The sequence below is a fragment of the uncultured Enterovirga sp. genome (assembly GCF_964242715.1).
GTDB lineage: Bacteria > Pseudomonadota > Alphaproteobacteria > Rhizobiales > Beijerinckiaceae > Enterovirga.
Genome location: NZ_CAXTAZ010000020.1, coordinates 26,913 through 47,940, shown reverse-complemented (window position 1 = coordinate 47,940; position 21,028 = coordinate 26,913). Strand labels below are relative to the sequence as shown.

The following is a 21,028-nucleotide window of genomic DNA, read 5'->3' as shown; positions in this document are numbered from 1 at the left end:
CATGACCCGTCCGGCAGCCGAACTGGCCCGCGCCTTGGCCGAACAGGCGGAGACAGTGTGCCGGCGCTACCTCTCAAACGGTCGCCGCAGCGGCCATTACTGGATTGTTGGCGACGTCCAGAATAATCGCGGCCAGAGCCTCTATGTCCCGCTGCGAGGACCGGGTTCGGGCAGGGGCGCCGCGGGCAGGTGGACGGACGCCGCAACCGGTGAGCATGGCGACCTCCTCGACCTGATCCGGCTGAGCGGCGGCTTCGACACGTTCCGAGACGCGCTGGACGAAGCCCGCTCGTTCTTGAGGCTGCCCAGGTCAGAACCCCAGCCTGGCCGGCACGAAGTTGCCGCGCGCGAGCCCGCACGCCGCAACTCGCCCGAGGCAGCGCGACGTCTGTTCGCACGGGCACGTTCGATCACGGGCACGTTGGCGGAAACGTATCTGCGCGGTCGCGGCCTCACCGTGCCGCTCGATGATCTCTGGAGCCTGCGCTTCCACCCCGCTTGCTACTATCGCGAGGCGGACGAGGACGAGGCGCAGAGATGGCCGGCGCTGCTCGCCGCCATCACGAACGTCGACGGGACCATCACGGCCGTCCACCGCATCTGGCTCGACCGGGACGGCCGCCGAAAGGCGCCGGTCGGCGATCCGCGTCGCTCGCTTGGGCGTCAACTCGGAGGCGGCGTCCGCCTTGGCCTGATCGGTCACGTGTTGGCCGTTGGCGAAGGGATCGAGACGATGCTGTCGCTGCGAAGCGCCCTCCCCCGGATGCCGGTGCTCGCCGGGCTCTCGGCCAATCACCTCGCCGCGCTCGAACTTCCGGACGGCGTGCGACGGCTCTACGTCGTGCGCGACAACGACTCGGCTGGCCGGCGGGCGGAGACACGGTTGCGGGTGCGGCTGCAAGGTCGGGATGTCGAGGTCCGCTCGCTGTCGCCGGCCTACGCCGATCTCAACGCCGACCTGCAGCGGCTTGGGCGAGAGCGGCTCGGGATGCGGGTCGTGCGTCAGCTCGCACCGGAGGACCGGATGCAGTTTGCACCCGAGACGGACGAGGCGGAGCGAGCTGCCGCGTGACGTCGGTCGTCTGCTCGATGTGTGGTTGGCATGATGTCGAGCGTCGTTCTCCTCCTTTTTTGCAGAGGACCGCACCACGGCCTTCTAGAGGGGGATCGGGCCGGAGGCGTCGGGCGGCACGAGCCGCCCTGAGCGCGGCCGCAACGGCGCCCGACGACTATTTTCCGCCGCCTTCGGCTTTGCATCGCGAAGCAAAATAGCCGCCGGTCGCCGTCCTCCGCTGCGCTTCGGTCCCAAGAGGGATGCAGCCCCGCTCCAACCTCCGGCCTGTTCTCGCCCGCGAAGGCCGCGATGGCGCGGCCGACCCGCCCGGAGGAGAACGACATGCTCGACGAGACCACCTTCCCGACATTCGAGATTGACCTGCCCGATACGGGCGCAGCCTCGCCCACCTCGCACCTGCTCGACGCCCTCCAGCTGCACGGCTACCGCCCCTTCCAGGACGAACCCGATCCGCGCCCCCTCCCCGACCCGGACACCGCCCGCGGGCTGCTCTACGACAGCTTCGACGCCCTGGTGGCCATGCTGGCCGACACGAGGCTGGAAGACGACCTCCCCGACCTCCTCTGGTCCGCCGTCAACGTGTACCACCGCCGCCTCGACCGGATCGGACGCGATCTCGACGACAACGAGCAGGCGCAACGCCAGATGCAGCGCGAGCAGGATGGCTCCGAGGTGAAGTCCGTCGAGCTGGAGAGGCTGATCACCCAGGGGCTGACGCTCGTAGAGCGTCGAAACGCCTTCGAGTTCTTTCGCGACCACGCGGCCGAGCTCTTCGAAGCCCACACAGGCTCGACTTGGCGGCCGCGCTCGGGCTCGATGGTGAATCACCGCGCGCTGACCGCGGCGATGATCGACAGCCGCGACTTCATCAACGCCAGCCGTCGGGCCGAGGCGCAGGTGCTCGTGCCGGTCGGCACGAGGGTCGCGTTCACGGGCGGCGCCGAGTGCAACGACGTCGACCGGATCTGGTCGGCGCTCGATCGGGTTCGGGCCAAGCACGCCAGCATGGTGCTGCTGCACGGTGGCTCGCCTAAGGGCGCAGAGCTCATTGCCGCCAAGTGGGCCGAGACCCGGAAGGTCGCGCAGGTCGTGTTCAAGCCCGACTGGGCCCGGCACAAGAACGCCGCGCCCTTCAAGCGCAACGATCAGATGCTCGAGGCAATGCCGGTCGGCGTCGTCGTATTCCCCGGGAACGGGGTCAGCGGCAATCTGGCCGACAAGGCCCGCAAGCTCGGCATCCCGATGATGCGGTTCGATCAGGATCGAGGCGGCGCGTAAAGCGCCACCTCTCCTGAGCCGGCTCGCTTCGCGAGCCGGCTCAGCGGATGGGGTAGAAGAGGACGCTCCCAGCGGGCCGAAGCTGGTCGAGTACTTCGAACTCGCGCCTGCGGGGCGGCCTGGGCCGAGACCGCCCGGGAGAGCGGGCGCCTCTACCACCAGGTCCGGCTGGATGATCCCTCCTTCGCGGCCCCGGTCTTCGCCAACCTGATCGAGGACGTCGAGACCGGCAACTTCACCCTGATCTGGAACCGGCCGAAGCGCCCGGCCAAGCGCCAGCCCGACCGCCGGAGCCAAAGCCGCCACTGAGCGGCTCACCCGCCCGCCCGACGTAGGGCGGGGCGGACAGGCGCGGAACGCGAGGCGCCTTGCTTGCTCGCGACCGAGGCACGACGATGTTGTCAGCGGACAACAACAGCGGACATCCGCTGACGGTACCATAGGTCAGCAACGACGCTGCTGGTGTTAACCTCTCGTTAACTCTAAATCGCTTGCTCGACGGTCCGAATCGTGGCCTCATCCTGAGACGGCGTAGTTGCGTAAGACGCTGAGTTTCCGTCTCACGAGAGCATGATGGCGCAACACGCTCAGGAGAGCGTTCCGGTAAGCGGCACCGCAACAGGGCGGGTGGCTCGCCATGCGGCTGCGCTTTCGAGCCAGTTGCGCTCGCTCAGCCGCACCCTCTTCCCACCAACGGCCTCCAAATCTCTCAGGACGTTCAGCTCCGGAGAGATCGCGAAATTTGTCGGTGTGTCTGACGGATATCTGCGCCAGTTGTCCCTGGACGGCCTCGGGCCGACGCCAGCGCTTTCAGCTGGCGGGCGGCGCTCCTACTCGCTCGCTCAGGTCAACGAGCTGAGGGATTACCTCGTCTCGGCGCGGCCGAAGGAGGCCCTCCAGTTCAGGCCCGGGCGTCGGGCCGGCGACGACCTGCAAATCGTGACCGTCGCGAACTTCAAAGGGGGGTCGGCAAAGACGACGACCGCCCTCTATCTCGCGCAATATCTCGCCCTTCACGGCTTTCGCGTTCTTGCAATCGACCTCGACCCGCAGGCGTCGCTGTCCGCGATGTTCGGCTATCAGCCCGAGTTCGACATCGGCGAGAACGAGACCCTGTATGGCGCGATCCGTTATGACGATGTCCGACGGCCCATGCGGGAGATTGTCCGCCCGACCTACTTCGATGGGCTGAGCCTGGTCCCAGGCAACCTCGAGCTGATGGAGTTCGAGCACCATACGCCGCGGGCGATGATCGAGCGGAAGGCGAGGGGGCATGAACTCTTCTTTCGCCGTGTCGCCGGGGCGATCCGAGAGGTCGACGGCGACTTCGACGTGGTCGTGATCGACTGCCCTCCGCAGCTTGGTTATCTCACGATGGGTGCGCTCAACGCCGCAACCGCGATGCTGGTCACGATCCATCCCCAAATGGTGGATGTCGCGTCCATGAGTCAGTTCCTGCTGATGACCGCAGACCTCATGTCCGTCATCGAGAACGCCGGCGGCCGTCTCGATCAGGATTTCCTTCGGTACGTGGTGACCCGGCACGACCCGAACGATGTTCCCGAAGCCCAGATCGTTGCCTTATTACGAAATCTCTTCGGCGACGATGTGCTGCGCTCCACCGCTTGGAAGTCGACCGCCGTCGCCAATGCAGGCTTGACGAAACAGTCACTCTACGAGCTCGACCGCGGCTCCGTCGGCCGAGCCACGTATGACCGGGCGCTCGAGTCGGTCGACGCAGTCAATGCGGAGATCACTCGGCTTATCACGGCGGCTTGGGGACGATGAGCAAGCGCTCAGACACGATCAGATCGCTCTTCACTGCGCCTCAGGGCGAGACGTTGTCCGCTGACAACAATCCGCCTGGTCCGCGCGTTTCCTCTGGGTCTGTCCGATCCCTCCGGGACTCCTTTTCCGGGGTCGAGCGGGAGAACGACGACCTCCGCCAGAAGCTGGCGTCGGGCGCGCTGGTTATCGACGTTGATCCCGGCCTCATTGACCCGTCGCCGGTCGCCGACCGCTTCGCAGGGGACGACGAGACCTCCTTCGAGGCACTCAAAACGTCGATCCGTGAACGCGGTCAGGAAGTGCCCGTTCTTCTTCGCGAGCATCCCTCCACGCCCGGCCGCTACCAGAGCGCTTACGGCCATCGCCGCATTCGAGTCGCCCAGGAGCTGGGTCAACCTGTCAAGGCGATTGTCCGCGATCTTACGGACACCGACCTCGTCATCTCTCAGGGCATCGAAAACTCAGCTCGAGAGGACCTGAGCTTCATCGAGCGGGCGGTCTTTGCCATGCGCCTGGAGGATGCAGGCCACGATCGGCTGATCGTTCAGGAAGCCTTGTCGATCGACCGGGCCGAGACATCCAAACTGCTCTCAGTAGCGCGATCTATTCCGGCGGATGTCGTCGGGGCGATCGGAAAAGCGCCGAAGGTCGGGCGAGGGCGGTGGCAGTCCTTCTCCGACGCTTTGAAGACCTCCGGCGCGCTAAAGCGCGTCCAGACCGCGCTGAAGCAGCCCGAGCTGAGGACGAAGGATTCTGACGGGCGATTCCTGGCGGCACTTGCCGCGGCCGTTGCGTCTCAAAAAATCCGTTCTGCAGACCAGAACGAAACGGTCGTCTCCGCCTCGGGTCACCGCGTCGCACGCGTCAAGCATGCCGGCCGAGACCTCAGGATCACCATGGAACGGGGGGTGGACGCGGAGTTCGCGACCTTCCTCGTCGAGCAACTCCCTGGCCTGTTCGAGAGCTATATCGAGAGCCGGCCCTCGGGGGATCGTGGCGAGGCTTAACGGCCTCGCCTATCGCAACCGTTTAGGAGCAACCCGGCAAAAGAAAAAGGCCCCCGAACCGGAGTCCGGAAGCCCTTCTCTGTAGTCTCGCAGCTAAGAGAATCTCACTTCCGCGAATCACTGTCAAGCGTTTCGACGCCGTTTCGGCGAGCGGATTTCCTTTGCCTCGGAAAGGCAAGGTTCATGGAGACTCTCTCAACGACGCCCTTTGGGCGGCGAAGGCTTTCGCTCGCCATGGTGGCGGCGCAGGCCTCCGCGAAGGCCTGCCCAGGCGATGCCGCCGCACACAAGTGGCACGTCCTGCGCAACCTCACAGAAGCGAAGGATGAGCTGGCGCTCTCCGACCGCGCCCTCGCGGTGCTTGGGGCGCTCCTGACGTTCAGCCCCGAGACCGCCCTCACGCCGGGCACCGACCTCGTCGTGTTCCCGTCGAACCGCGAACTCACCGTCCGGGCGCACGGGCCGGCCGCCGCGACGCTACGGCGAGCGCTGGGTCAACTCGTGGAGGCCGGCATCGTAATCCGGCGCGACAGCCCGAACGGTAAGCGTTTCGCCCGGAGAGGGGAGGGGGGGCAGATTGAGCAGGCTTTCGGCTTCGACCTCACGCCTCTCGTCGCGCGCGCGGCGGAGTTCGAGCGGCTGGCAAACGGCGTCCGGGCGGATGCCAAAGCCCGCCTCCTGCTGCGGGAGGAGATCTCGCTTCACCGGCGCGACATTGCGAAGACGATCGCGATTGGCGTCGAGGAAGACTTGCCAGGCCTGTGGCAGGTTTTCGGCGACCGGCTGATCCGGCTCGGCCCCATGCCGCGGCGGCCCGCGGAGCGAGAGGAGCTCGAACCGGTCGTCGTAGAGCTGCGGGCTCTCCGCTTCGACGTCGATAAGTGCTTGTCGGAGGCGATGAAAACACAAGAATCGACTGGCAATGAGTCTCAGTCTGAGCGGCACCATCAGAATTCAAATCCAGACCCCGTTATTGAATCTGAACTGAGCTTCCGAGAAAGCCAGGGAAGAGCGGCAGAGTCCGATCCTGAAGCGAAGCGACCTCCCCCACGGGCTTACCCGCTCGGGATGGTGCTCGAGGCCTGTCCTGACATCGTCGACTATGCCCGGCATGGGGTATCCTCATGGAGGGATTTCCACGCCGTTGCGGGCGTCGTGCGAACGATGCTGGGGATCAGTCCGAGCGCGTGGGCCGAAGCGAACGACGCGATGGGTGAGGATGGCGCGGCCATCCTCATCGCGGCCATCCTGCAGAAGGGCGAGGAGGTGAAGAGCGCAGGTGGATACCTACGCAATCTGACTGATCGGGCCCGTGCCGGACAGTTCTCCCTTGGTCCGGTCCTGATGGCGCTCTTGAGGTCAAAGGTGGGGGTTGGTGGCCGGAAGCGAGCGTGAACCTCCCGCGGGCCAAAGTCGGTGCCCGCTTGGAACAGGAGCCACTCTGGCGATTGTCGGTCCGCGGCGCCACGGCAAATGAGTTCGCCCGTCTCGGGACCGTGGTTTCGGGCCGCTGCGCCTTCCTTCTCGGTGCCGCGCGTTTTGGGGCTGGTTTGCCCTCGGCGGGTTCGGGTGATGGCAATTGCGTGCCTCGCCGTTCTCAGGATGATGTACTACTCGACAGACGGCGTGAAATCGGATGTCGGCTCTGGAAGGCGGGCAGCTTCTGGGCGGGTTGTGTGCCGGCGAACTCGATGCGGCCCGAGGTGCGTGAAGGGCGCACTCCCGTTTTGGCTGCGGTCCAAGGAAGCGAGGCAGCGAGCTGGGCGGTTCGGCCCTGTGGCAGCCCGGTCGGGTTGGAGGGGTCGTGTTGTCGCGTGGTGTTCTCTCCCGTGTGTCTGTCTTGGGCAGATCCGTCCTGTCGTCCTGTGATGGGCTTGTCTGGCCGGGGTCGGCGCCTGCGGCCCCTCGATCGTCCTGGCAACGGCGTCCGCCAGCTATTTTCCCCTGCCTGCGGCTCTCGCCTCCGTCATTCCTCGCGCGAGCAAAATAGCCGTCGGCCTGCCGTTCTCCGCTGCGCTTCGACCCTTCGGGTGCCGGGTCTCTCGTCCCCGGCCTGTCGGTCGCCATCAAGGCCGCGCTGGACGGCTTTGAGAGACAGACAGGAGATCACCATGGCGACCATCGGCACCTTCACGACCGACCGGGACGGCTTCCTCAAGGGCCAGATCCGCACCCTCAACCTCGACGCCTCCGTCTCGATGGAGCCCGTGACCTCCGACAAGGACGGCGCGCCCGCCTACCGGCTCTTCGCGGGCGACGTCGAGCTCGGGGCGGCCTGGGCCAAGACCGCCCGGGAGAGCGGGCGCCTCTACCACCAGGTCCGGCTGGATGATCCCTCCTTCGCGGCCCCGGTCTTCGCCAACCTGATCGAGGACGTCGAGACCGGCAACTTCACCCTGATCTGGAACCGGCCGAAGCGCCCGGCCAAGCGCCAGCCCGACCGCCGGAGCCAAAGCCGCCACTGAGCGGCTCACCCGCCCCGCCCGACGTAGGGCGGGGCAACCCCTCAACCCGGCCCGTCTTCCATCGCGACGATCGCGGGTCCACGCCGCTCACGAGCCGCGGCGCCGCATCGGGGAACGTCAGGACGCCCGTCATCGGCGCCGAGCGCCGGTTGGTACCACCAGAACGGGCCGGGGAAGGGGAGGGGGCTCACGACGTCGGCTCGTCGAGTCTCGGATTCGTAAGCCTTCTCGTGTAACCCATGCGCGCGTCGCAGATTGGCGATGGGAGCGCCTTCAAGGCAGCAGGCTATGGTCGCGCGTTCTGATCGTTCACCCTCCCGGGCCAGCCGGGAACTCGCCATGACGCTGGAATACTACCGCGAGGCGAGCGAGCTCACGAAGAAGCAGTTCGCCGACAAGCTCGGCATCTCGACACAATTCCTGCACAGCCTCCTGGACGGGAAGGGCAACCCATCCCTCGACACGCTGGAGGAGATGGCGACCAAGCTGAATCTCGAGTTCAGCCCGCTCTTCCGGGCGCCGACCACCAGCGCGCCGGTCGCGAAGCGGAAATACCGAACCGCCGAGTCGCCGGCCGAGCCGCCTCAGCGCGCATCGAACTCGCGCTCGCGCACCCCTGCCAAGCGCCAGCCGCCGGCCTCCGAGTAGAAGCTCATCGTCGCCCGGCCAATCAGTTGTTCCTGCGCATCGATGACGTCGGCGTGGCAGTGCACGAAGCCCGCCCTTCGCTCGACCACATTGGCGCTTGGACGGTAGAAGCCCGGCTTGCAGGCGAACAGCGTGACAGAGTTCGGGAGGCGATCACCCGATGCCACGCCGAAGCTGCTGTAGACCGCGCCGAGCCCGTATCCCTCGACAGCGCGGCCGATCGCGGCGTTCGCCTGCTGCTGCGTCGGGTACCGGCCGGCCATGCTGAGGAACGGCGCCGGGGCGTCGGTGTCGACGCGAGGTCCCGGTCTGCCGGCGACGCTGGAGCAGGCCGTGAGCAGCGCTGCGATCGCCGCAACGGAGCCACGCTGGGCTCCACGAGTCAAAGCCGGGTTCACGCGGCGACCGCGCGCTCATCGCCCGCCGACTTGCGACGGAGGAGGTTGAACGTTTCCGCGATCACGTTGACCACGTAGGTCTTGGATTGGCTCTCGCCGAACGACGCCTCCTCGACCCGTGCCTCGATGTGGACCAGGTCGCCCACGCCCACGTTGGCGGCAGTCCAGCTCGCCTGTCGCGCGTCGAGCACCGAAACCGGAACGTAGCTCGGTGCGCTCTTTTCCTCGCCGTTCGCCGTCCAGGTCCGGTTGGTCGCGACGGTGACCTTCGTGACCTTCTCGAATGGTTTGATCGACGCGACATGGCCGATCAGGGTCAGGCGGTTCGTGGTTCGCATTCGGCTCGCTCCCATTGCGCCGAGTCAATCATAGTTGACTCCGTTTCGGCTGAGAAGCCCGTCGCTCGATCCGAGCAGTCCCGCACGCGTCCGGCCGTCTCAGCGGCGCAGATCGAGTTCGCGGGTGATCGCGGCCACGCACAGCTCGCCGAGCTTCTCGCGCAGCCCGAGCGACCGGCGCATGCGCATGTAGAGGCTCGCCGGCAGACGCACGGTGAAGCTAACGAGCTCTTCCTCGGCGGACGGTTCCGGCGCGATGCTCGGCTTCGGGGCCCGCGCCGTTTTCGGCGCCGCCTTCAGCTCGCCATCGGCTGCGACCAGCCGAACCGGATCGCTCGAAGGCGCAGTTCCACCCTCCTCCTCGGACGCCGGCAGACGCGAACCGTCGGTGGAGGAGGGGTCTTCGGGCCGAACGGTCTTCGTCTCGAAGGCTGAGGTATCCCGCGCGGCCGCCAGGGCGAACTGCGAGAAGCGGGGCTGCTTGCGTTCGTCCGCCATCACGCGACCTCCGCCAGCAGGGTCGCGCCCGTGAGCCGCCCGACCTCCTCGATCAGGTCGATGATGTTGTAGCGCGCGTCCATGATGGCCTTCTTGTCGCCCTTGAGCGCCCAGAGCGTCGAACCCGAGATGGCGTTCTTGTAGTAGACCCGCTGCTTCAGCAGGATGTCGGTCACGGGCAGCCGCGTCTGGCGGATGAACTCGAGCGCCGTCTTCATTGCGATCGAGTTGCGGTCGAACACCTCGAACGCGTTGATGACCACCCGGACCGGCGTCTCCGGCCCACGCCCTTTCCAAGCCGCGAGCAGCTCGACCAGGCGCGACGCCTCGACGAGCTCCGTCATGATCGGCCGGGACGGGATGAGCACGAGATCCGCGTTCCTGGCCGCGACCGTCATGCGCTCGTTCGCGGCGCCCTGGTTGTCGATCAGGATGAGATCGTGGTCGGAGCGCCGGCGCAGCCGCGTACCGAGCTCGGCCGGGTCGACCAGGTGCTCGAAATCCATGTTGGTCAGCTCGACTTCGTTCGCCTCGCACTGGCTCTTCCAGAGCATCAGCGTGGCTTGCGGGTCGGCGTCGATCATGAGGACGCGTCGGCCCTGGGCGGCAGTTTCCGAGCCGATGAGCGCGGTCAGCATGGATTTGCCCGTGCCGCCTTTCGGGCTCGCGAGCGCGACGATCTTGGCCATCAATCCACCTCCGCTCAGACACGCTCGTGCACGACCTTGCCAAATCACCTGAGAGCCGTTGTGTCCTGGATCGCCCGTGAGCTGACGCGAGTCAACCATAGTGGATTCGTGAGGACGTTCCACCGTGAGCCTGATCGTCGGATGGACGGCGCATTCGTGTGTTCGGTCAGGATCACCATTGTCCTAGGGAGCGCTGGTGCGGTGGAGCGTCTGAGCCACGGCGCGACAACACGATGGTGGGTCCGCTCGGAGGTGCTTCGGAACGCTGGTGCGACGGAGTAACCGAGCGTCAGTGAAAACGCACCGACTCACCGAAATGCAAGGTAACCGAACGACAAAAGATCAACAGTGCGAAGATACAAGAACACAAAACAACAAGGGCGAGAAGTAACGAAAGAACAGCATCATAAAAGATGGCAAAGAGGGATTGTGAGTGTTGGCAGGATACGCAAATGTGTTAGCACATTGCTGTGGCCGCGATTCTAGCGGCCCTCCTGCGAGGACAATCCCCCTTGCCCCGAAAGGCTCCCGAGACACGACAGAAAGGCTCGGCCGCGAAACTGGTCCGGCTCGGGCCGGCCGATGCCGAGCTGCTCGAGCGGCTCTGCGGTGAGCTGAGCCTGCCAGCATCTGAGGTCTGGCGCCGGTGCCTACGGGCGGTGGGACACGGTGAGCCGCTTGATCGCCGGACCGCGCTGGTGATCGAGGAGCAGCTTCGGAAGGTTGGAACGAACCTCAATCAGATCGCGCGCCGGTATAACTCGGGGCAGGTGGTGGCCGACGCCGAACTCGCCGAAGCGCTCGAGGCGGTCGCGGACATGCTGGCCCGCGCGACCCGCACCTTCCGCGAAGCGACCGTGGCAGCACGAGATGAGTACCGGGCCCGCGCCGGAGCGGCGTCGACATGAGCGCAATCCGGTCCCTCTCGGCGCGGCTCCAGGCAATCAGGTCCGAGCACGCGCGGCATGACGATGAGGATCGCCGCCGCGGCGGAGGCGGGTTCGCCGGCTTCGGTCAACCATCAGCAACCGCTCGGGCCCGACCCCTCCGTACTTCTTGGGAGGACGAGGACCCGCATGGGGGAGGCGGCGGCGGCGGTGGCGGGCGGTTGGCGCCCGTTCGCCGGGAACGCAAGCGCCTGCCCGACTCCGGCACAAGGATCTCGGGCCTCGCCGGCGGCGGCCAGAAAGCGGTCGTGAAGGTCGTGAGCTTCGCGTCCGGCAGCGCTCGGGTCGGCGCGCTCGCGAGCTACGTCACGAAGGAACGTGAAGGCGGGGTCGCGACCGAGGACCAGGACGGACTCGCGCTCGACAGCGCCGCGGTTGTCGCGAAGCTCGCGCGCTGGAGCCAGGGGTACTCGGAGCGGCAGCCGTCGAAGGATGTCGCGACCGTGCGGTTCGAGGTCGCCGGGCGAGCGGGACTTGATGTCGAGACCGTCCAGACCGGGTTTGGCCGCGCCTTCGAAGGCTACAGGTTCGCGCTCCGCGTTGAGAGGGCAGGGGAGGGCGGGTTTGAGGTCACGGCCGTCGTGGCGGCCGCAGGCGACCCGGCCCTGTCGGTAGCGGGCGCAAAGGCGCAGCCGCGGTTCAAGTTCGACAAGGCCTTCGAAGCCTCGCTCGCGGCCGGGATCGCGCGTGGGCTCGGCGCCGAGGTCCAGGCGCAGGTTCTCGGGACCGGGCACGGCCGCGAGGGCGCGCTTCATCGGCTCTCGCTCCTGGTGGCTGGCGGAGCTGCTCTCGACGAACGGGGTCGGGAGCTGAGCACCGTCGATGATGTCCGGGCGGCGGCGGACGCCTGGCGGAAGGGGCTTGGGTCGCGGCAGGCCAGGGATGCGATGCATTTCGTTGTCTCGGCGAAGGCCGGCACCGATCCGACCGCCTTCAGGTCTACCGCCCGCGAGCTGCTGGCCAGCGAGTTCGCCGGCCACGAGTACCTGTTCGCCGTCCACAACGACCGCGGCCACCTGCACGCGCACGCGGTCATCCTGGTGAAGGGCGAGGACGGCCAACGTATCCGCCCGGACATCTCGACCTTTGCGGCTTGGCGCTCCCGCTACGCCGAGATCGCCGAGAGCCACGGCATCCGCATGGTCGCGACGCGCCGGAGCGATACGGCTTCCGCGCCGGCCTTCAGCCAGGGCGAGGCTGCGCTAACCGACCGCGGCGTCGCGCCGGACCACATCCGGCGCAAGGTGGTCGCCAAGCGCGGGGACGCCATCCACGTTCCCGTCCGGGAGGAGGGGAGGGCCTGTGCCGTACAGGCGTACCAGGCCTGGAAGGCGCTCGAGACGACCTCAGAGGCGCCTCAGGCCCGCTCGGCGGCGGGCGAGCAGCTGACCCGGCTCGCGACCGCCGTGAGCGTCTCGCACGCTGCCGCGGCGCGAGCTGACGGATCCACAGACATGCAGGAGAAAGGAGCCGCCATGGCGCGAGCGAGGAGCGAGTATCTCACGGCCGAGTTCAAGCGAGCGAACGATGTCCTGAATCGGGCCCTGCCGCTGCTCGAAGGAGCCGACAAGGTCGAGGCGACCGAGCGTGCCAATGCCTACCTGGCCTCGTTGGCCAAGCAGGTCGAGGCCGTCGAGGCGGTCGAGCGGGGACAGGTGGCCGAACGGGCGCACGGGATCCGGATTCGGGAGGAGCGCGAGGCGATCGATGCAAACGGAGAGGCAAGATCACTTAAAGCGACCGCGATCGAAGCTGGACGGCCTCGCGGCGCCGAGACCTCGCCCGAGACGGCGAGCGAGCCAGAGGCGGCGATGCTTGAGGAAGCGGCGGCCCGAGCGGAGCGCGTAGCCGGCCGCGAGCGGCCGGAAGCCGAAGCCATGGCACGGGAGGAGCGGGCATTGCGGGCGAACCCGAACACACGGGTGCAGATCGACCCGAACCTGCCGCACGCCGGCGAGGAGCTTCGCGAGGAGCACGAGCTTCTCATCGATCGGCTCGAGGCGCAGAAGCTGACTTACACGCGAGTCCATCGCCGGTGACCACGTAGACGGCTTGAGGGTCAGCGGCTGCGTGGACCGTCGTCCACGGCGATCTGATTGTGCCTTCGGAGAAGTGAGCATCCCGCTCGCGGCCTCGGAGGACGCGCGGTAAGCTGGTTTTTATGTGCGGACGCGTCATCCAGGCCAGAGACCCAACTCTCTACACTCACGTGGTCGGGGGCGAGCCCGAGCGACCCGTCCCGAACACCCCGCCGCACTACAACGGGGCGCCAGGCCAGGATTACCTGATCGGCCGCCGCCACCCGAAAACGGGCGAGCGAACGCTCGACGTGCTGCGCTGGGGATTGATCCCGTCCTGGGCCAAGGACCGCAAGGTCGCCTGGAAGTTCATCAACGCCCGTGCCGAGTCTGTCGCGACCACGGGTGCGTTCAAGACGGCGTATGCAAAGCGCCGCTGCCTCGTCCCGGTCGACGGCTTCTACGAATGGCGCACGGTCGGCAAGGTCAAGCAGCCCTACGCGATCGGCATGACCGATGGGCAGCCGTTCACGCTCGCTGGCCTCTGGGAGAATTGGAAGGACCCGGACTCGGGCGAATGGACCCGTACCTTCACCATTGTCACGACCAGCGCGAACGACCTCGTGGCGAAGCTGCACGACCGCATGCCGGTCGCAAATCCGGGTGTTCGGCGGACTGTTCCTCTACGCCCTGGGCGCCTGCGTCGTGCTGATTGGGGGCAAGTTGCTGAAATGGCTGATCCTGCGCATTCCCTTGACGGCCCTGAACATGCAGCCGCTAGGACGATCTCGCCGGCTACGAGATGCCCAAGGGCTACTGCTCACAAATCGACCTGCCCCACTAGCTAGCCGTCGGAACGCGGGTCGGTTCCAACGGTAGCCCGTCACCTCGATTGCGAGGATCTCCGCGTACGCGGGCCCCTGTGGTGACCGAGTGGAGCAAGCCGGTACTCCGTGTGGCTGCGGGAAGGATGGGAGGTGCCGCTCCGATCTAGATAACAAGACCACAAGGTCGTATCGAGAACCAGCGGTACCGGAGAGGCTCGATGTCGGTTGGAAGCGTATTGCCGTGGCTTATCGCCGCCTCGGCGCTCATAGCAGCGGTCTGCTGGTTGAAATCGACGGACGTGGACGTGCCGGCGCCGGAACACACGTCCGGCGTCGGCGCTCCGATGGGCGGGTACCTTCTTACCACGAACGCCAAAGGGGAGCGCATCGACCTTCACGCCACCCTGCTCAACCAAACCAAATGGAACCGGTGGGCCGCATCGGCCGCCGCCGCCAGCGCGATCTTTGCCGGTCTGAGCGCACTGCTCCCGCCTCCTCCCGGCTAGACCGAGACCGCAAGCTCGGGTTTGTCCGCGCCCAGTGCCTTGCCGATATCAGGCGCCTCAACGGACGGAGACCTAGCAGGCTGTTGAAGAAGGTGCCCGCACGGCTTTGAGGACGGCCTCGTCGCCGAGGTGGTATTCGAACTCGATCTGCAGGGAGCCGTCGTGCTGAAGTTCGGCAGGCCCGGCGCCTGAGACCTCGTCCATCTCGTCGAAGCCGGCCCATTTAAAGCCGATCTCGTCGGGGCATAATCGATGTCGAGGCTGGCCTGCATGGCCCCGAAGGCGATCTCGCCGTCTCCACTCGCCTTGACGATCAAGGTCGCCGGTCCGCAGAGGTCCAGATGATCCCGGTCCCACAGGTCGGCCTCGACGATGCGCCATCGGCCCACGACCGGGTTGTCCGAGGCCTTCACGTTGCAGCTTCCGCCAGGAGCCGCGGCAGGCGCACGAGGTTGTAGGCGGCGGCCGTGAAGGTGAAGGCGAAGCCCATGCGGGGGAGGCCGCGCAGCATGGGCCGTCTCATGCCGCCGACGCTCTTCATCCAGCCGAATGCCTCCTCGATGCGCTTGCGGATCCTCTGGCTCGCCTCGTAGCCGGCATGGCGGGTCGTGCGGCCGTCGATGGCTGAGCGCCGGGTCGTGTTCTGGGCGACGTGCGGGCGGACGTTGAGGGTGCGCAGCTCGTTCACGAAGTCGGCCGCGTCGTAGCCGCGATCCGCTCCGAGCGTCACGGGTCGTGGCCGCTCGGCCCGGGGCTCGATCATGGCCAGCGCCGCCACACGCTCGGCGTGGCCGCCGGCCTGGGTCAGGCAGGTATCCACCACGAGGCCGGACCGGTTCTCCATCAGGGCATGGCCGATGAAGCACAGCTTCGCCTCCATGCCGGGTCCCTTGCGGTAGAGCTTCGCGGCCGGATCGGTCGTGCTCGCATGCGTGGCGTTGGAGCGCTTCTCGCCGCGGAACTCCGCGTCGGGGTTACGCCCGCCCTCCGGCGGAGCGGGATCGTCCGGCCCCGCCTTCGAACGGAAGCTCTTCATCGAGGCCCAAGCCTGCACCAGCGTGCCGTCCACGCTGAAGTGATCGCCCGAGAGAAGCCTCTTCACCCGGGGCTGGGCCAGGATCGCGGACAGGAAGTGGGCCGCGACGGCGCCCTCCAAAAGCCGATCCCGATTCTTCGAGAAGGTCGAGTGGTCCCAGACCGGATCGTCCATCCCGAGCCCGACGAACCACCGGAACAGGAGATCGAACTCGATCCGCTTCATGAGCTGGCGTTCCGACCGGATCGAGTAGAAGGCTTGCAGGCAACATCGCCCGCAGCAGCCTCTCGGGCGCGATCGAGGGCCGGCCCGTCCCGGAATAGAGCGAGGCAATCTCCCGCTCCATCGCCCCGAACGCCTCGTTCACCACCGCCCGGATCGTCCGCAGCGGATGGTCCTTCCTCACGCGCGCATCCAGGTCCACGTAGCTGAACAGCGCTCCCGTCCGCTCGTCCGTCCCCCGCAAGCCACCCTCCCGACCCAGAGCCTGAAGTGAATCATGACCCAAGCCCCAGCGCGAGCGGGTTCTTCAACAGCCTGTTAGAGGCCCCAAGTATGATCGCGCAGCAACGCGTCGAGAAAGTCTCTGCCGGCGAGTGTGAGCCCGCACGACAGGTGGTCATAGTCGACCATCCGCAGCTCATCCGCGATCTCGCGACGTCGTCTCTCAGTGTACTTCGCCCCGAAAGCGTCCAGTTGTTCACCGAGCGCCTTGCATTGGAAAAAGGCTGATATGCAGCGGAACACGTAAGCGCCGTGCAAAACGCCTCGAAGGTCACGGTGCTCCCGCCGCCAGGGCGAGAGCATCCGTGCATCGCAGTCTGCGACCAGTGGCGACGAGCCTTCAAAGGTTGTCAGCTGCAAGTGCATGGCCTCGTGCACGACGTTCTCGAGCGTACGCAACGCGCCCACTTGGCCTTCCTCGCCAGGCACAGATATGAAGACGGTCTCGGGCCAGCGTGGCTCACTGTGGCTTACGTCATAGCCGGGTGGAGCCACGAGTAACACGACCTCACCGACCGACCGCTCTACGGCTCCTTCTAGGCTTGGCGCGGTGGCCAGGAGAGAGGCGGCGGCTCTCAGGTTTGACACACAAACCCTCGCGTTAGGGGCGAACGTGAAACCGCGGCCTTTCAACTCGCATTCCACCTCCCTCGTAGGGGCCCGTGCCCGGCGGAATAGCCAGTCGTCCCTGAGACAGCGCTGTCCGTCGGAGGCGCGGCCAAGGGGGAGTACCCACGGCTCGGACCCATTTAGGTCACCGGGACGGCTTGAATGAGTAGACAACAGTGTATCGCTCGCCGGCATGAATAGTGGAGACGGCGTGGAACGACCGCGGCGAAATCTCGAATGCCGTTCCGCTACGGTGGAGCGGACGTATGACACGTGCAACATCCCCTGCCGCGGGACCGGAGAAAAACATCAGCAGACCGCCATTAGCGTCGCTCCACTCCCTGTTCACCTGCACTAGAATGCGATGGCTTTCCTCACCGTCTATGTAGTCGTTGTGAATTTTGATCGTCTGTCCTGGCAAGAGCTTATGGGCGTTCGCCTCGACCAGCAGAAGCGGGTCGCTCGTCAAGGGCAAGAGCATCCGGGCCGCCAGCTCGCCGACAAATTCGGGACTGACCAGAAATGCGACGCTTGAGGGTAGCTCGGCCTGATGCAGGTTCAGCTCGTACTGCTCATAGAAGCTCTCGCTTCGGAGTCGCCACGGAGCCTCAGTCTCGAACCACTCCAGAACAGCTTTCGCGAGCGAGGTCCTCATAACCTCACCGGAAACCGAGTGTGGGAAGGGAACGGCCCGCGCCGGAACGGACGTAACTTTCACGGTCACGCAGCAGCTCGAGTCGAAGCGTGGGCCGCAAGATACCGACGCAAGCGGCCTATCAAGAGCTTTTGATCCGAGCAAAAGACCGTCGGGTTGTCGTAGCCTGTATCGCCGTCATAGCGGTGCGACAACATTCCGCCTCCGCAAACACTAAGTTCCGGGCAGGCCTTGCAGATTGAGGAACTCGGACGCTGCATCTTGTGATAGGTGAGGAACTCCCGGGACTGTACAATGCGATTCAAGTCGTTCGCCTCTACAGTCCAGTTTGAGTCGAACCGATCTCCGGAAGGCGTACTCTTCAAGGTATCATTCTTTGTGATGCTGCCGTCCGTATCGATGATTAAGATCCCGAAGTCCGTGATGCCGACGCCCTCCTTAGCCCCGGCGCCGCCAAGGACAAGTTTAATCAGGTCGTCCAGAACACGGATCCGAGGAGGATTGGTGTCTGTCATGTACCGATGGAGGACCACTGCCATCCAGCGGCCGTACTCTGTAGACTCCAAGCCTGCCTTTCCATAAGGAAGTTTAGCTCGATTGCCGTCACGGTAGAGGAAATCCACGCTCGGGACCTGCAGGCCTCTAAAATAGTCATATACCTGCTCCGGGTCGGAGTCGGGGTCGACGACTGCAAGCACGCCTGAGAACAACTCGTGCGCCTTTGGATGAGCCCGCAATTTCGACAGCCCGGCCACAACCCGCGTGTGACTTGCCCGCCCTCCCCGATCGACACGGTGCTTGTCGTGAACGGCAGCCGGCCCATCCAAACTCACGGACAAGCTCACCCCAAACCCGGCGCACAGGTCCAACAATGCTTCATTGAGCAGGACACCGTTCGTCTGAATGGCTACCGTACAAGAAGCAGGTAGGGCGTCGCGAAGCGACTCTAGCAGGGAACGGAGCCCTTTAGTGCCGAGCAAAAGCGGCTCGCCGCCGTGCAGAACGACGGCGAATGGGCCATCTTGCTCTATCGCTAGGCGCCCGAGCTGCTGCGCGACAAGCGCCTGGGTGGCGGGCAACATCCGCTTCGGCATGGAGCGCCAGGACTCGTCGCCCATGTTGTAGACGTAGCAGTAGCTGCAATCGAGATTGCAGCGGCTCACCACCTTCAACAGGACGGTATCAATCCTCACGCCCTGCTACCGGTTGTGGCGGTTGTAAGTTCGATTGTAGCTCCGGGACACCTCGGCCCCCTCCTCTCTCACTTCCTCGATCAGCCGTGCCAGCGCTGGGCTGTCCAGCGGAACGTCGAATGCGTCGATCTCGACATCGCCAACGTCCTCGACCGAATGCGCCAGCGCCGGTCCATCATAGTTATCCACGAGGCATTGCTCCGATTTCATTCTCCATGATACACCACCCGAGTGAAAATGGTACTAGATTTGTTTTCCCCTCTGCTCGTCGACTTCACAACGGTTCATGAAGTATTCAGTAGGTGCGCTGCCGCACAAGGAAGGCTTCCAGTTCCTCCTCCCCAGTTGCCGATCATCCATGTTCGGCAAGGATTTAATCGGGCCGCGATCCTGGCTCGTTTTTACTTAGGCGAAGCGGTGGATTTGGACCTTCTAATTTTCTCAGAGAGGATCTCTTCTGCCAAAAGCGTTCACTCCTTAGTCTGATTTTACATTGGCGCTGGGAGGAACGGACTTTCTAAAAAGTCGCTCACCATGGCGCTGAACTCACGGGAGGGCTCTGCGAGAGATCGCATGTAAGCGAGGGCGTCGCGGGCTTCGGGAGCGTCCACCCCAAGGGCGACGATGACGGTCCGCAGATGGGTCAAGGTGCTCAGGAGCGTGAGGCGCTCCTCCCGGAGGTCGCCCCTCCGCAGTCCGAGCCTCTCGATGGTCGCTTTGCCGCGAGGGGTGACCGCATAAGGTGAATCGCCATTGTAGCGGATGTGGTCGCGTGGATCATCTTGGGCAGGATCCACTAGGAGCGGTTTCTCTCTTGCGAGAGGATCGGCCGGCGACCGCGCTCGCTGTCGCGGATTACGCAGCGGGAAGAAAGTCTGCTTCCACGAAGTGTTGCAAACTGCGCAACTCACAAGCAGGTTTGACCACTCATACGCTAACCAGAAGTAGCCCGGTTTTTCCAATTCAGATTTGTCGTCCTGACGGACTCCGGCCTTCGGCCTGAAGTGCTCCACTGCACCGTAATCGGATGCTCGGAATTTCCGCTCGCAATAACAACATTTCTGGGACTGAGCCTCGAGCGGAGCCGATTTCACGGTTTCATGCCCGTAGATCTTACCGTTCGCCTCTATGGACAGCTCTCCTGCCCGGTAACGACCGGGCGCCGCGTCAAAGCAAGCGCAGTCCGCTTGAGATTGGGAAACGCCGCGCGTCTCTAGAACTGCTGGTGGGCTATCTGGGCGATCAATCTTGATCATGGAACTAGGTGGCCGACTGACCGATGCGGATCGCCGCCCGCCGGATGATGTCCATTGCTGCCTGGTCCGCGACAACGTCCGGCGCGGATAGTCCGGCGATCCGACCCTTGAGTTCGACTAGGCGGGCTTCTTGGTCCGGGGTTCGTCGACGGGTGTCCAGCAGCTTGTCTCGCTCGTCGAACAGGATTTGGATCTCAGGCGCTCGAGCACTTGGAAGCCCAAATAACGCGGTCACGACCTGGTCGAGCCGCCAGTCCAAGAGACGCTCCGCGTCATTCCAGACGGTAACGATTCCTCCCTTTTCCTGAAAGACGACGAGGTTCGCGTCCAAAGAAGCCTGGGCCATTAAAGGACTGTGGGCCGTCGCAATAAACTGGGTAGCGGGAAAATGCTCGCTTAGGTAGGTGCGGAGACTCTGCTGCCATCGTGGGTGAAGGTGAAGGTCAATCTCGTCTACGAGAACGATCGCTGGCTCGCTCATTGGCGTAGGACTGTTCGGGTAGAGCCTGACGAGCCGCCACGCGAGATCTATTGCCCAGGCAATTGTCGTTTGCTGCCCGAGGCTCATTTCGGCGAAGGAGACCAATCCGAAGGCGTTACGGAATTTTATGCCGGTCAGATCTGCCCCGTCCGCGTCGATCGATGGTCCAGAAAACTCTATGTTCTCGACGTTGCCGATTTGAGGGGCGATGGTCGCAATAAGCGCAAGGAATTGTTGTCGACGAAGCGCCGCCCCTGCCTTGTCCATTCGCATCGCATAATCGAGGTCCCGTAAGATCGATTCGGGGTCGTAAAGCGTGGTCACGGCGGCGAATAGCATTGCGACAGGGTCCGTAAGAACGGGATCGCCCAGGTTCTGGACGCCAATCTGACGGTTCGCGCCGTACGCGATCACGGGAAGATTCGGCGCGGGGGCTGCAGAGTTTTTCCCCCTTGCGACGACAGTAAGTTTCTTTGTTGGGCCTTCGTGCGGATCACCCCTCGCGGTCTTTATGTAAATGGCCGTTTGAACGGGCTTGGAAGCTACCTCCGAACGTTCAGAAAAGACGGCCCGCACCGACAACTGAGTTGCAGCTTGCGCCTGCCTCACAAGTCTCAGGAATAGCCAGTTGTCTACTTCGCCGAACAAAGCTGGTTCAATCGTTGTGCGGTTCTTAGGTGGTTCCACCGGCCGCATCCACGCGAGCATCTGCAACACGCTAGTCTTTCCGACCCCATTCTCGCCCAGGAGTAGTGTCCAGAGCGACGGTCGCCCATCACGGCCACAGAGGCTAACGATGTGCTCGTCCCGGA

Annotated in this window: 20 protein-coding genes and 2 pseudogenes; 12 read left to right on the top strand and 10 right to left on the bottom strand. The window is 64.9% G+C overall.

The features are described 5' to 3' along the window. The first annotated feature begins 1 nt into the window (after window position 1). The 8 genes and pseudogenes from ACFE87_RS12010 to ACFE87_RS11975 all read left to right on the top strand — a co-directional run bounded on the left by ACFE87_RS12010 (window position 2) and on the right by ACFE87_RS11975 (window position 8,261). Window positions 2–1,072 (top strand): toprim domain-containing protein, encoded by a 1,071-nt coding sequence (locus ACFE87_RS12010; RefSeq protein ID WP_375459866.1) that lies wholly within the window; start codon window positions 2–4, stop codon window positions 1,070–1,072. 324 nt (window positions 1,073–1,396) lie between these two features. Beyond that, the gene (locus tag ACFE87_RS12005; RefSeq protein ID WP_375459865.1) at window positions 1,397–2,353 is read left to right on the top strand and encodes a DUF2493 domain-containing protein; all 957 of its coding nucleotides are present in this window, start codon (window positions 1,397–1,399) and stop codon (window positions 2,351–2,353) included. A 114-nt stretch (window positions 2,354–2,467) separates the two neighbouring features. Beyond that, window positions 2,468–2,662: pseudogene (locus ACFE87_RS12000) on the top strand (DUF736 family protein); the annotation flags it as partial. Between the two features lie 264 nt (window positions 2,663–2,926). After that, entirely contained in the window at window positions 2,927–4,141 is a 1,215-nt protein-coding gene (gene repA / locus ACFE87_RS11995; protein ID WP_375459892.1) for a plasmid partitioning protein RepA, read from the top strand. After that, window positions 4,138–5,148 carry a plasmid partitioning protein RepB gene (gene repB, locus ACFE87_RS11990; RefSeq protein ID WP_375459891.1) on the top strand — a complete coding sequence of 337 codons (1,011 nt, stop codon included), beginning with the start codon at window positions 4,138–4,140 and terminating at the stop codon, window positions 5,146–5,148. The genes repA and repB overlap by 4 nt, the downstream gene beginning before the upstream one ends. Before the next feature lie 183 nt (window positions 5,149–5,331). After that, the gene (gene repC, locus ACFE87_RS11985; RefSeq protein WP_375459864.1) at window positions 5,332–6,543 is read left to right on the top strand and encodes a plasmid replication protein RepC; all 1,212 of its coding nucleotides are present in this window, start codon (window positions 5,332–5,334) and stop codon (window positions 6,541–6,543) included. A 716-nt stretch (window positions 6,544–7,259) separates the two neighbouring features. Beyond that, complete coding sequence (locus tag ACFE87_RS11980; RefSeq protein ID WP_375459863.1) at window positions 7,260–7,613, top strand: DUF736 domain-containing protein; 354 nt, start codon at window positions 7,260–7,262, stop codon at window positions 7,611–7,613. Window positions 7,614–7,901: 288 nt separating this feature from the next. After that, complete coding sequence (locus tag ACFE87_RS11975) at window positions 7,902–8,261, top strand: helix-turn-helix transcriptional regulator (RefSeq protein WP_375459862.1); 360 nt, start codon at window positions 7,902–7,904, stop codon at window positions 8,259–8,261. Here the strand turns inward: ACFE87_RS11975 and ACFE87_RS11970 are convergent. From ACFE87_RS11970 to ACFE87_RS11955, 4 genes are all read right to left on the bottom strand, one after another. Further along, window positions 8,198–8,659, bottom strand: coding sequence for a hypothetical protein (locus ACFE87_RS11970; protein WP_375459861.1), 462 nt, complete (start codon window positions 8,657–8,659; stop codon window positions 8,198–8,200). The two genes, ACFE87_RS11975 and ACFE87_RS11970, sit on opposite strands and share 64 nt — an antisense overlap. Further along, complete coding sequence (locus tag ACFE87_RS11965; RefSeq protein ID WP_375459860.1) at window positions 8,656–8,997, bottom strand: single-stranded DNA-binding protein; 342 nt, start codon at window positions 8,995–8,997, stop codon at window positions 8,656–8,658. The genes ACFE87_RS11970 and ACFE87_RS11965 overlap by 4 nt, the downstream gene beginning before the upstream one ends. 99 nt (window positions 8,998–9,096) lie before the next feature. Then, window positions 9,097–9,495, bottom strand: coding sequence for a hypothetical protein (locus ACFE87_RS11960; RefSeq protein WP_375459859.1), 399 nt, complete (start codon window positions 9,493–9,495; stop codon window positions 9,097–9,099). Then, a complete protein-coding gene (locus ACFE87_RS11955) occupies window positions 9,495–10,184 on the bottom strand; it encodes an AAA family ATPase (RefSeq protein WP_375459858.1) in 690 nt (229 codons plus the stop codon). The genes ACFE87_RS11960 and ACFE87_RS11955 overlap by 1 nt, the downstream gene beginning before the upstream one ends. Window positions 10,185–10,882: 698 nt before the next feature. Here ACFE87_RS11955 and mobC point away from each other — a divergent pair. The 4 genes from mobC (at window position 10,883) to ACFE87_RS11935 (ending at window position 14,482) form a co-directional block, all read left to right on the top strand. Then, complete coding sequence (mobC, locus tag ACFE87_RS11950; protein ID WP_375459857.1) at window positions 10,883–11,092, top strand: plasmid mobilization relaxosome protein MobC; 210 nt, start codon at window positions 10,883–10,885, stop codon at window positions 11,090–11,092. A gap of 200 nt (window positions 11,093–11,292) precedes the next feature. Further along, window positions 11,293–13,170: a relaxase/mobilization nuclease domain-containing protein gene (locus tag ACFE87_RS11945; protein ID WP_375459856.1), complete on the top strand. Its 1,878-nt coding sequence runs from the start codon at window positions 11,293–11,295 to the stop codon at window positions 13,168–13,170. Window positions 13,171–13,292: 122 nt separating this feature from the next. Next, window positions 13,293–13,997, top strand: coding sequence for an SOS response-associated peptidase (locus ACFE87_RS11940; RefSeq protein WP_375459855.1), 705 nt, complete (start codon window positions 13,293–13,295; stop codon window positions 13,995–13,997). A gap of 197 nt (window positions 13,998–14,194) precedes the next feature. Next, window positions 14,195–14,482, top strand: coding sequence for a hypothetical protein (locus ACFE87_RS11935; RefSeq protein WP_375459854.1), 288 nt, complete (start codon window positions 14,195–14,197; stop codon window positions 14,480–14,482). Window positions 14,483–14,891: 409 nt separating this feature from the next. On the opposite strand, the pseudogene ACFE87_RS11930 reads toward ACFE87_RS11935, so the two are convergent. The 6 genes and pseudogenes from ACFE87_RS11930 to ACFE87_RS11905 all read right to left on the bottom strand — a co-directional run bounded on the left by ACFE87_RS11930 (window position 14,892) and on the right by ACFE87_RS11905 (window position 20,924). After that, window positions 14,892–15,984: pseudogene (locus ACFE87_RS11930) on the bottom strand (IS5 family transposase). A 74-nt stretch (window positions 15,985–16,058) separates the two neighbouring features. After that, window positions 16,059–16,826, bottom strand: coding sequence for an HEXXH motif-containing putative peptide modification protein (locus tag ACFE87_RS11925; protein ID WP_375459853.1), 768 nt, complete (start codon window positions 16,824–16,826; stop codon window positions 16,059–16,061). After that, window positions 16,777–17,355, bottom strand: coding sequence for a cyclophane-containing peptide 2OG-Fe(II) oxygenase YhhC (gene yhhC, locus ACFE87_RS11920; protein WP_375459852.1), 579 nt, complete (start codon window positions 17,353–17,355; stop codon window positions 16,777–16,779). The genes ACFE87_RS11925 and yhhC overlap by 50 nt, the downstream gene beginning before the upstream one ends. Further along, entirely contained in the window at window positions 17,352–18,479 is a 1,128-nt protein-coding gene (gene yhhB / locus ACFE87_RS11915; RefSeq protein WP_375459851.1) for a cyclophane-forming radical SAM/SPASM peptide maturase YhhB, read from the bottom strand. Before yhhB ends, yhhC begins: the two co-directional genes overlap by 4 nt. 6 nt (window positions 18,480–18,485) lie before the next feature. Continuing rightward, window positions 18,486–18,668 (bottom strand): YhhA family cyclophane-containing RiPP, encoded by a 183-nt coding sequence (gene yhhA / locus ACFE87_RS11910; protein WP_375459850.1) that lies wholly within the window; start codon window positions 18,666–18,668, stop codon window positions 18,486–18,488. A 1,071-nt stretch (window positions 18,669–19,739) separates the two neighbouring features. Next, window positions 19,740–20,924 (bottom strand): AAA family ATPase, encoded by a 1,185-nt coding sequence (locus ACFE87_RS11905; protein ID WP_375459890.1) that lies wholly within the window; start codon window positions 20,922–20,924, stop codon window positions 19,740–19,742. Between the last annotated feature and the right edge of the window lie 104 nt (window positions 20,925–21,028).

What these genes read in the sequence shown, in the direction of transcription:
- ACFE87_RS11960 (WP_375459859.1), bottom strand. Translation starts at nt 9,495, where the DNA reads ATGGCGGACGAACGCAAGCAGCCCCGCTTCTCGCAGTTCGCCCTGGCG.
- ACFE87_RS12005 (WP_375459865.1), top strand. Translation starts at nt 1,397, where the DNA reads ATGCTCGACGAGACCACCTTCCCGACATTCGAGATTGACCTGCCCGAT.
- ACFE87_RS11955 (WP_375459858.1), bottom strand. Translation starts at nt 10,184, where the DNA reads ATGGCCAAGATCGTCGCGCTCGCGAGCCCGAAAGGCGGCACGGGCAAA.
- ACFE87_RS11940 (WP_375459855.1), top strand. Translation starts at nt 13,293, where the DNA reads ATGTGCGGACGCGTCATCCAGGCCAGAGACCCAACTCTCTACACTCAC.
- ACFE87_RS11965 (WP_375459860.1), bottom strand. Translation starts at nt 8,997, where the DNA reads ATGCGAACCACGAACCGCCTGACCCTGATCGGCCATGTCGCGTCGATC.
- ACFE87_RS11980 (WP_375459863.1), top strand. Translation starts at nt 7,260, where the DNA reads ATGGCGACCATCGGCACCTTCACGACCGACCGGGACGGCTTCCTCAAG.
- ACFE87_RS11905 (WP_375459890.1), bottom strand. Translation starts at nt 20,924, where the DNA reads ATGCTCGCGTGGATGCGGCCGGTGGAACCACCTAAGAACCGCACAACG.
- ACFE87_RS11935 (WP_375459854.1), top strand. Translation starts at nt 14,195, where the DNA reads ATGTCGGTTGGAAGCGTATTGCCGTGGCTTATCGCCGCCTCGGCGCTC.
- repC (WP_375459864.1), top strand. Translation starts at nt 5,332, where the DNA reads ATGGAGACTCTCTCAACGACGCCCTTTGGGCGGCGAAGGCTTTCGCTC.
- ACFE87_RS11925 (WP_375459853.1), bottom strand. Translation starts at nt 16,826, where the DNA reads ATGCCGGCGAGCGATACACTGTTGTCTACTCATTCAAGCCGTCCCGGT.
- ACFE87_RS11975 (WP_375459862.1), top strand. Translation starts at nt 7,902, where the DNA reads ATGGTCGCGCGTTCTGATCGTTCACCCTCCCGGGCCAGCCGGGAACTC.
- repB (WP_375459891.1), top strand. Translation starts at nt 4,138, where the DNA reads ATGAGCAAGCGCTCAGACACGATCAGATCGCTCTTCACTGCGCCTCAG.
- repA (WP_375459892.1), top strand. Translation starts at nt 2,927, where the DNA reads ATGGCGCAACACGCTCAGGAGAGCGTTCCGGTAAGCGGCACCGCAACA.
- ACFE87_RS12010 (WP_375459866.1), top strand. Translation starts at nt 2, where the DNA reads ATGACCCGTCCGGCAGCCGAACTGGCCCGCGCCTTGGCCGAACAGGCG.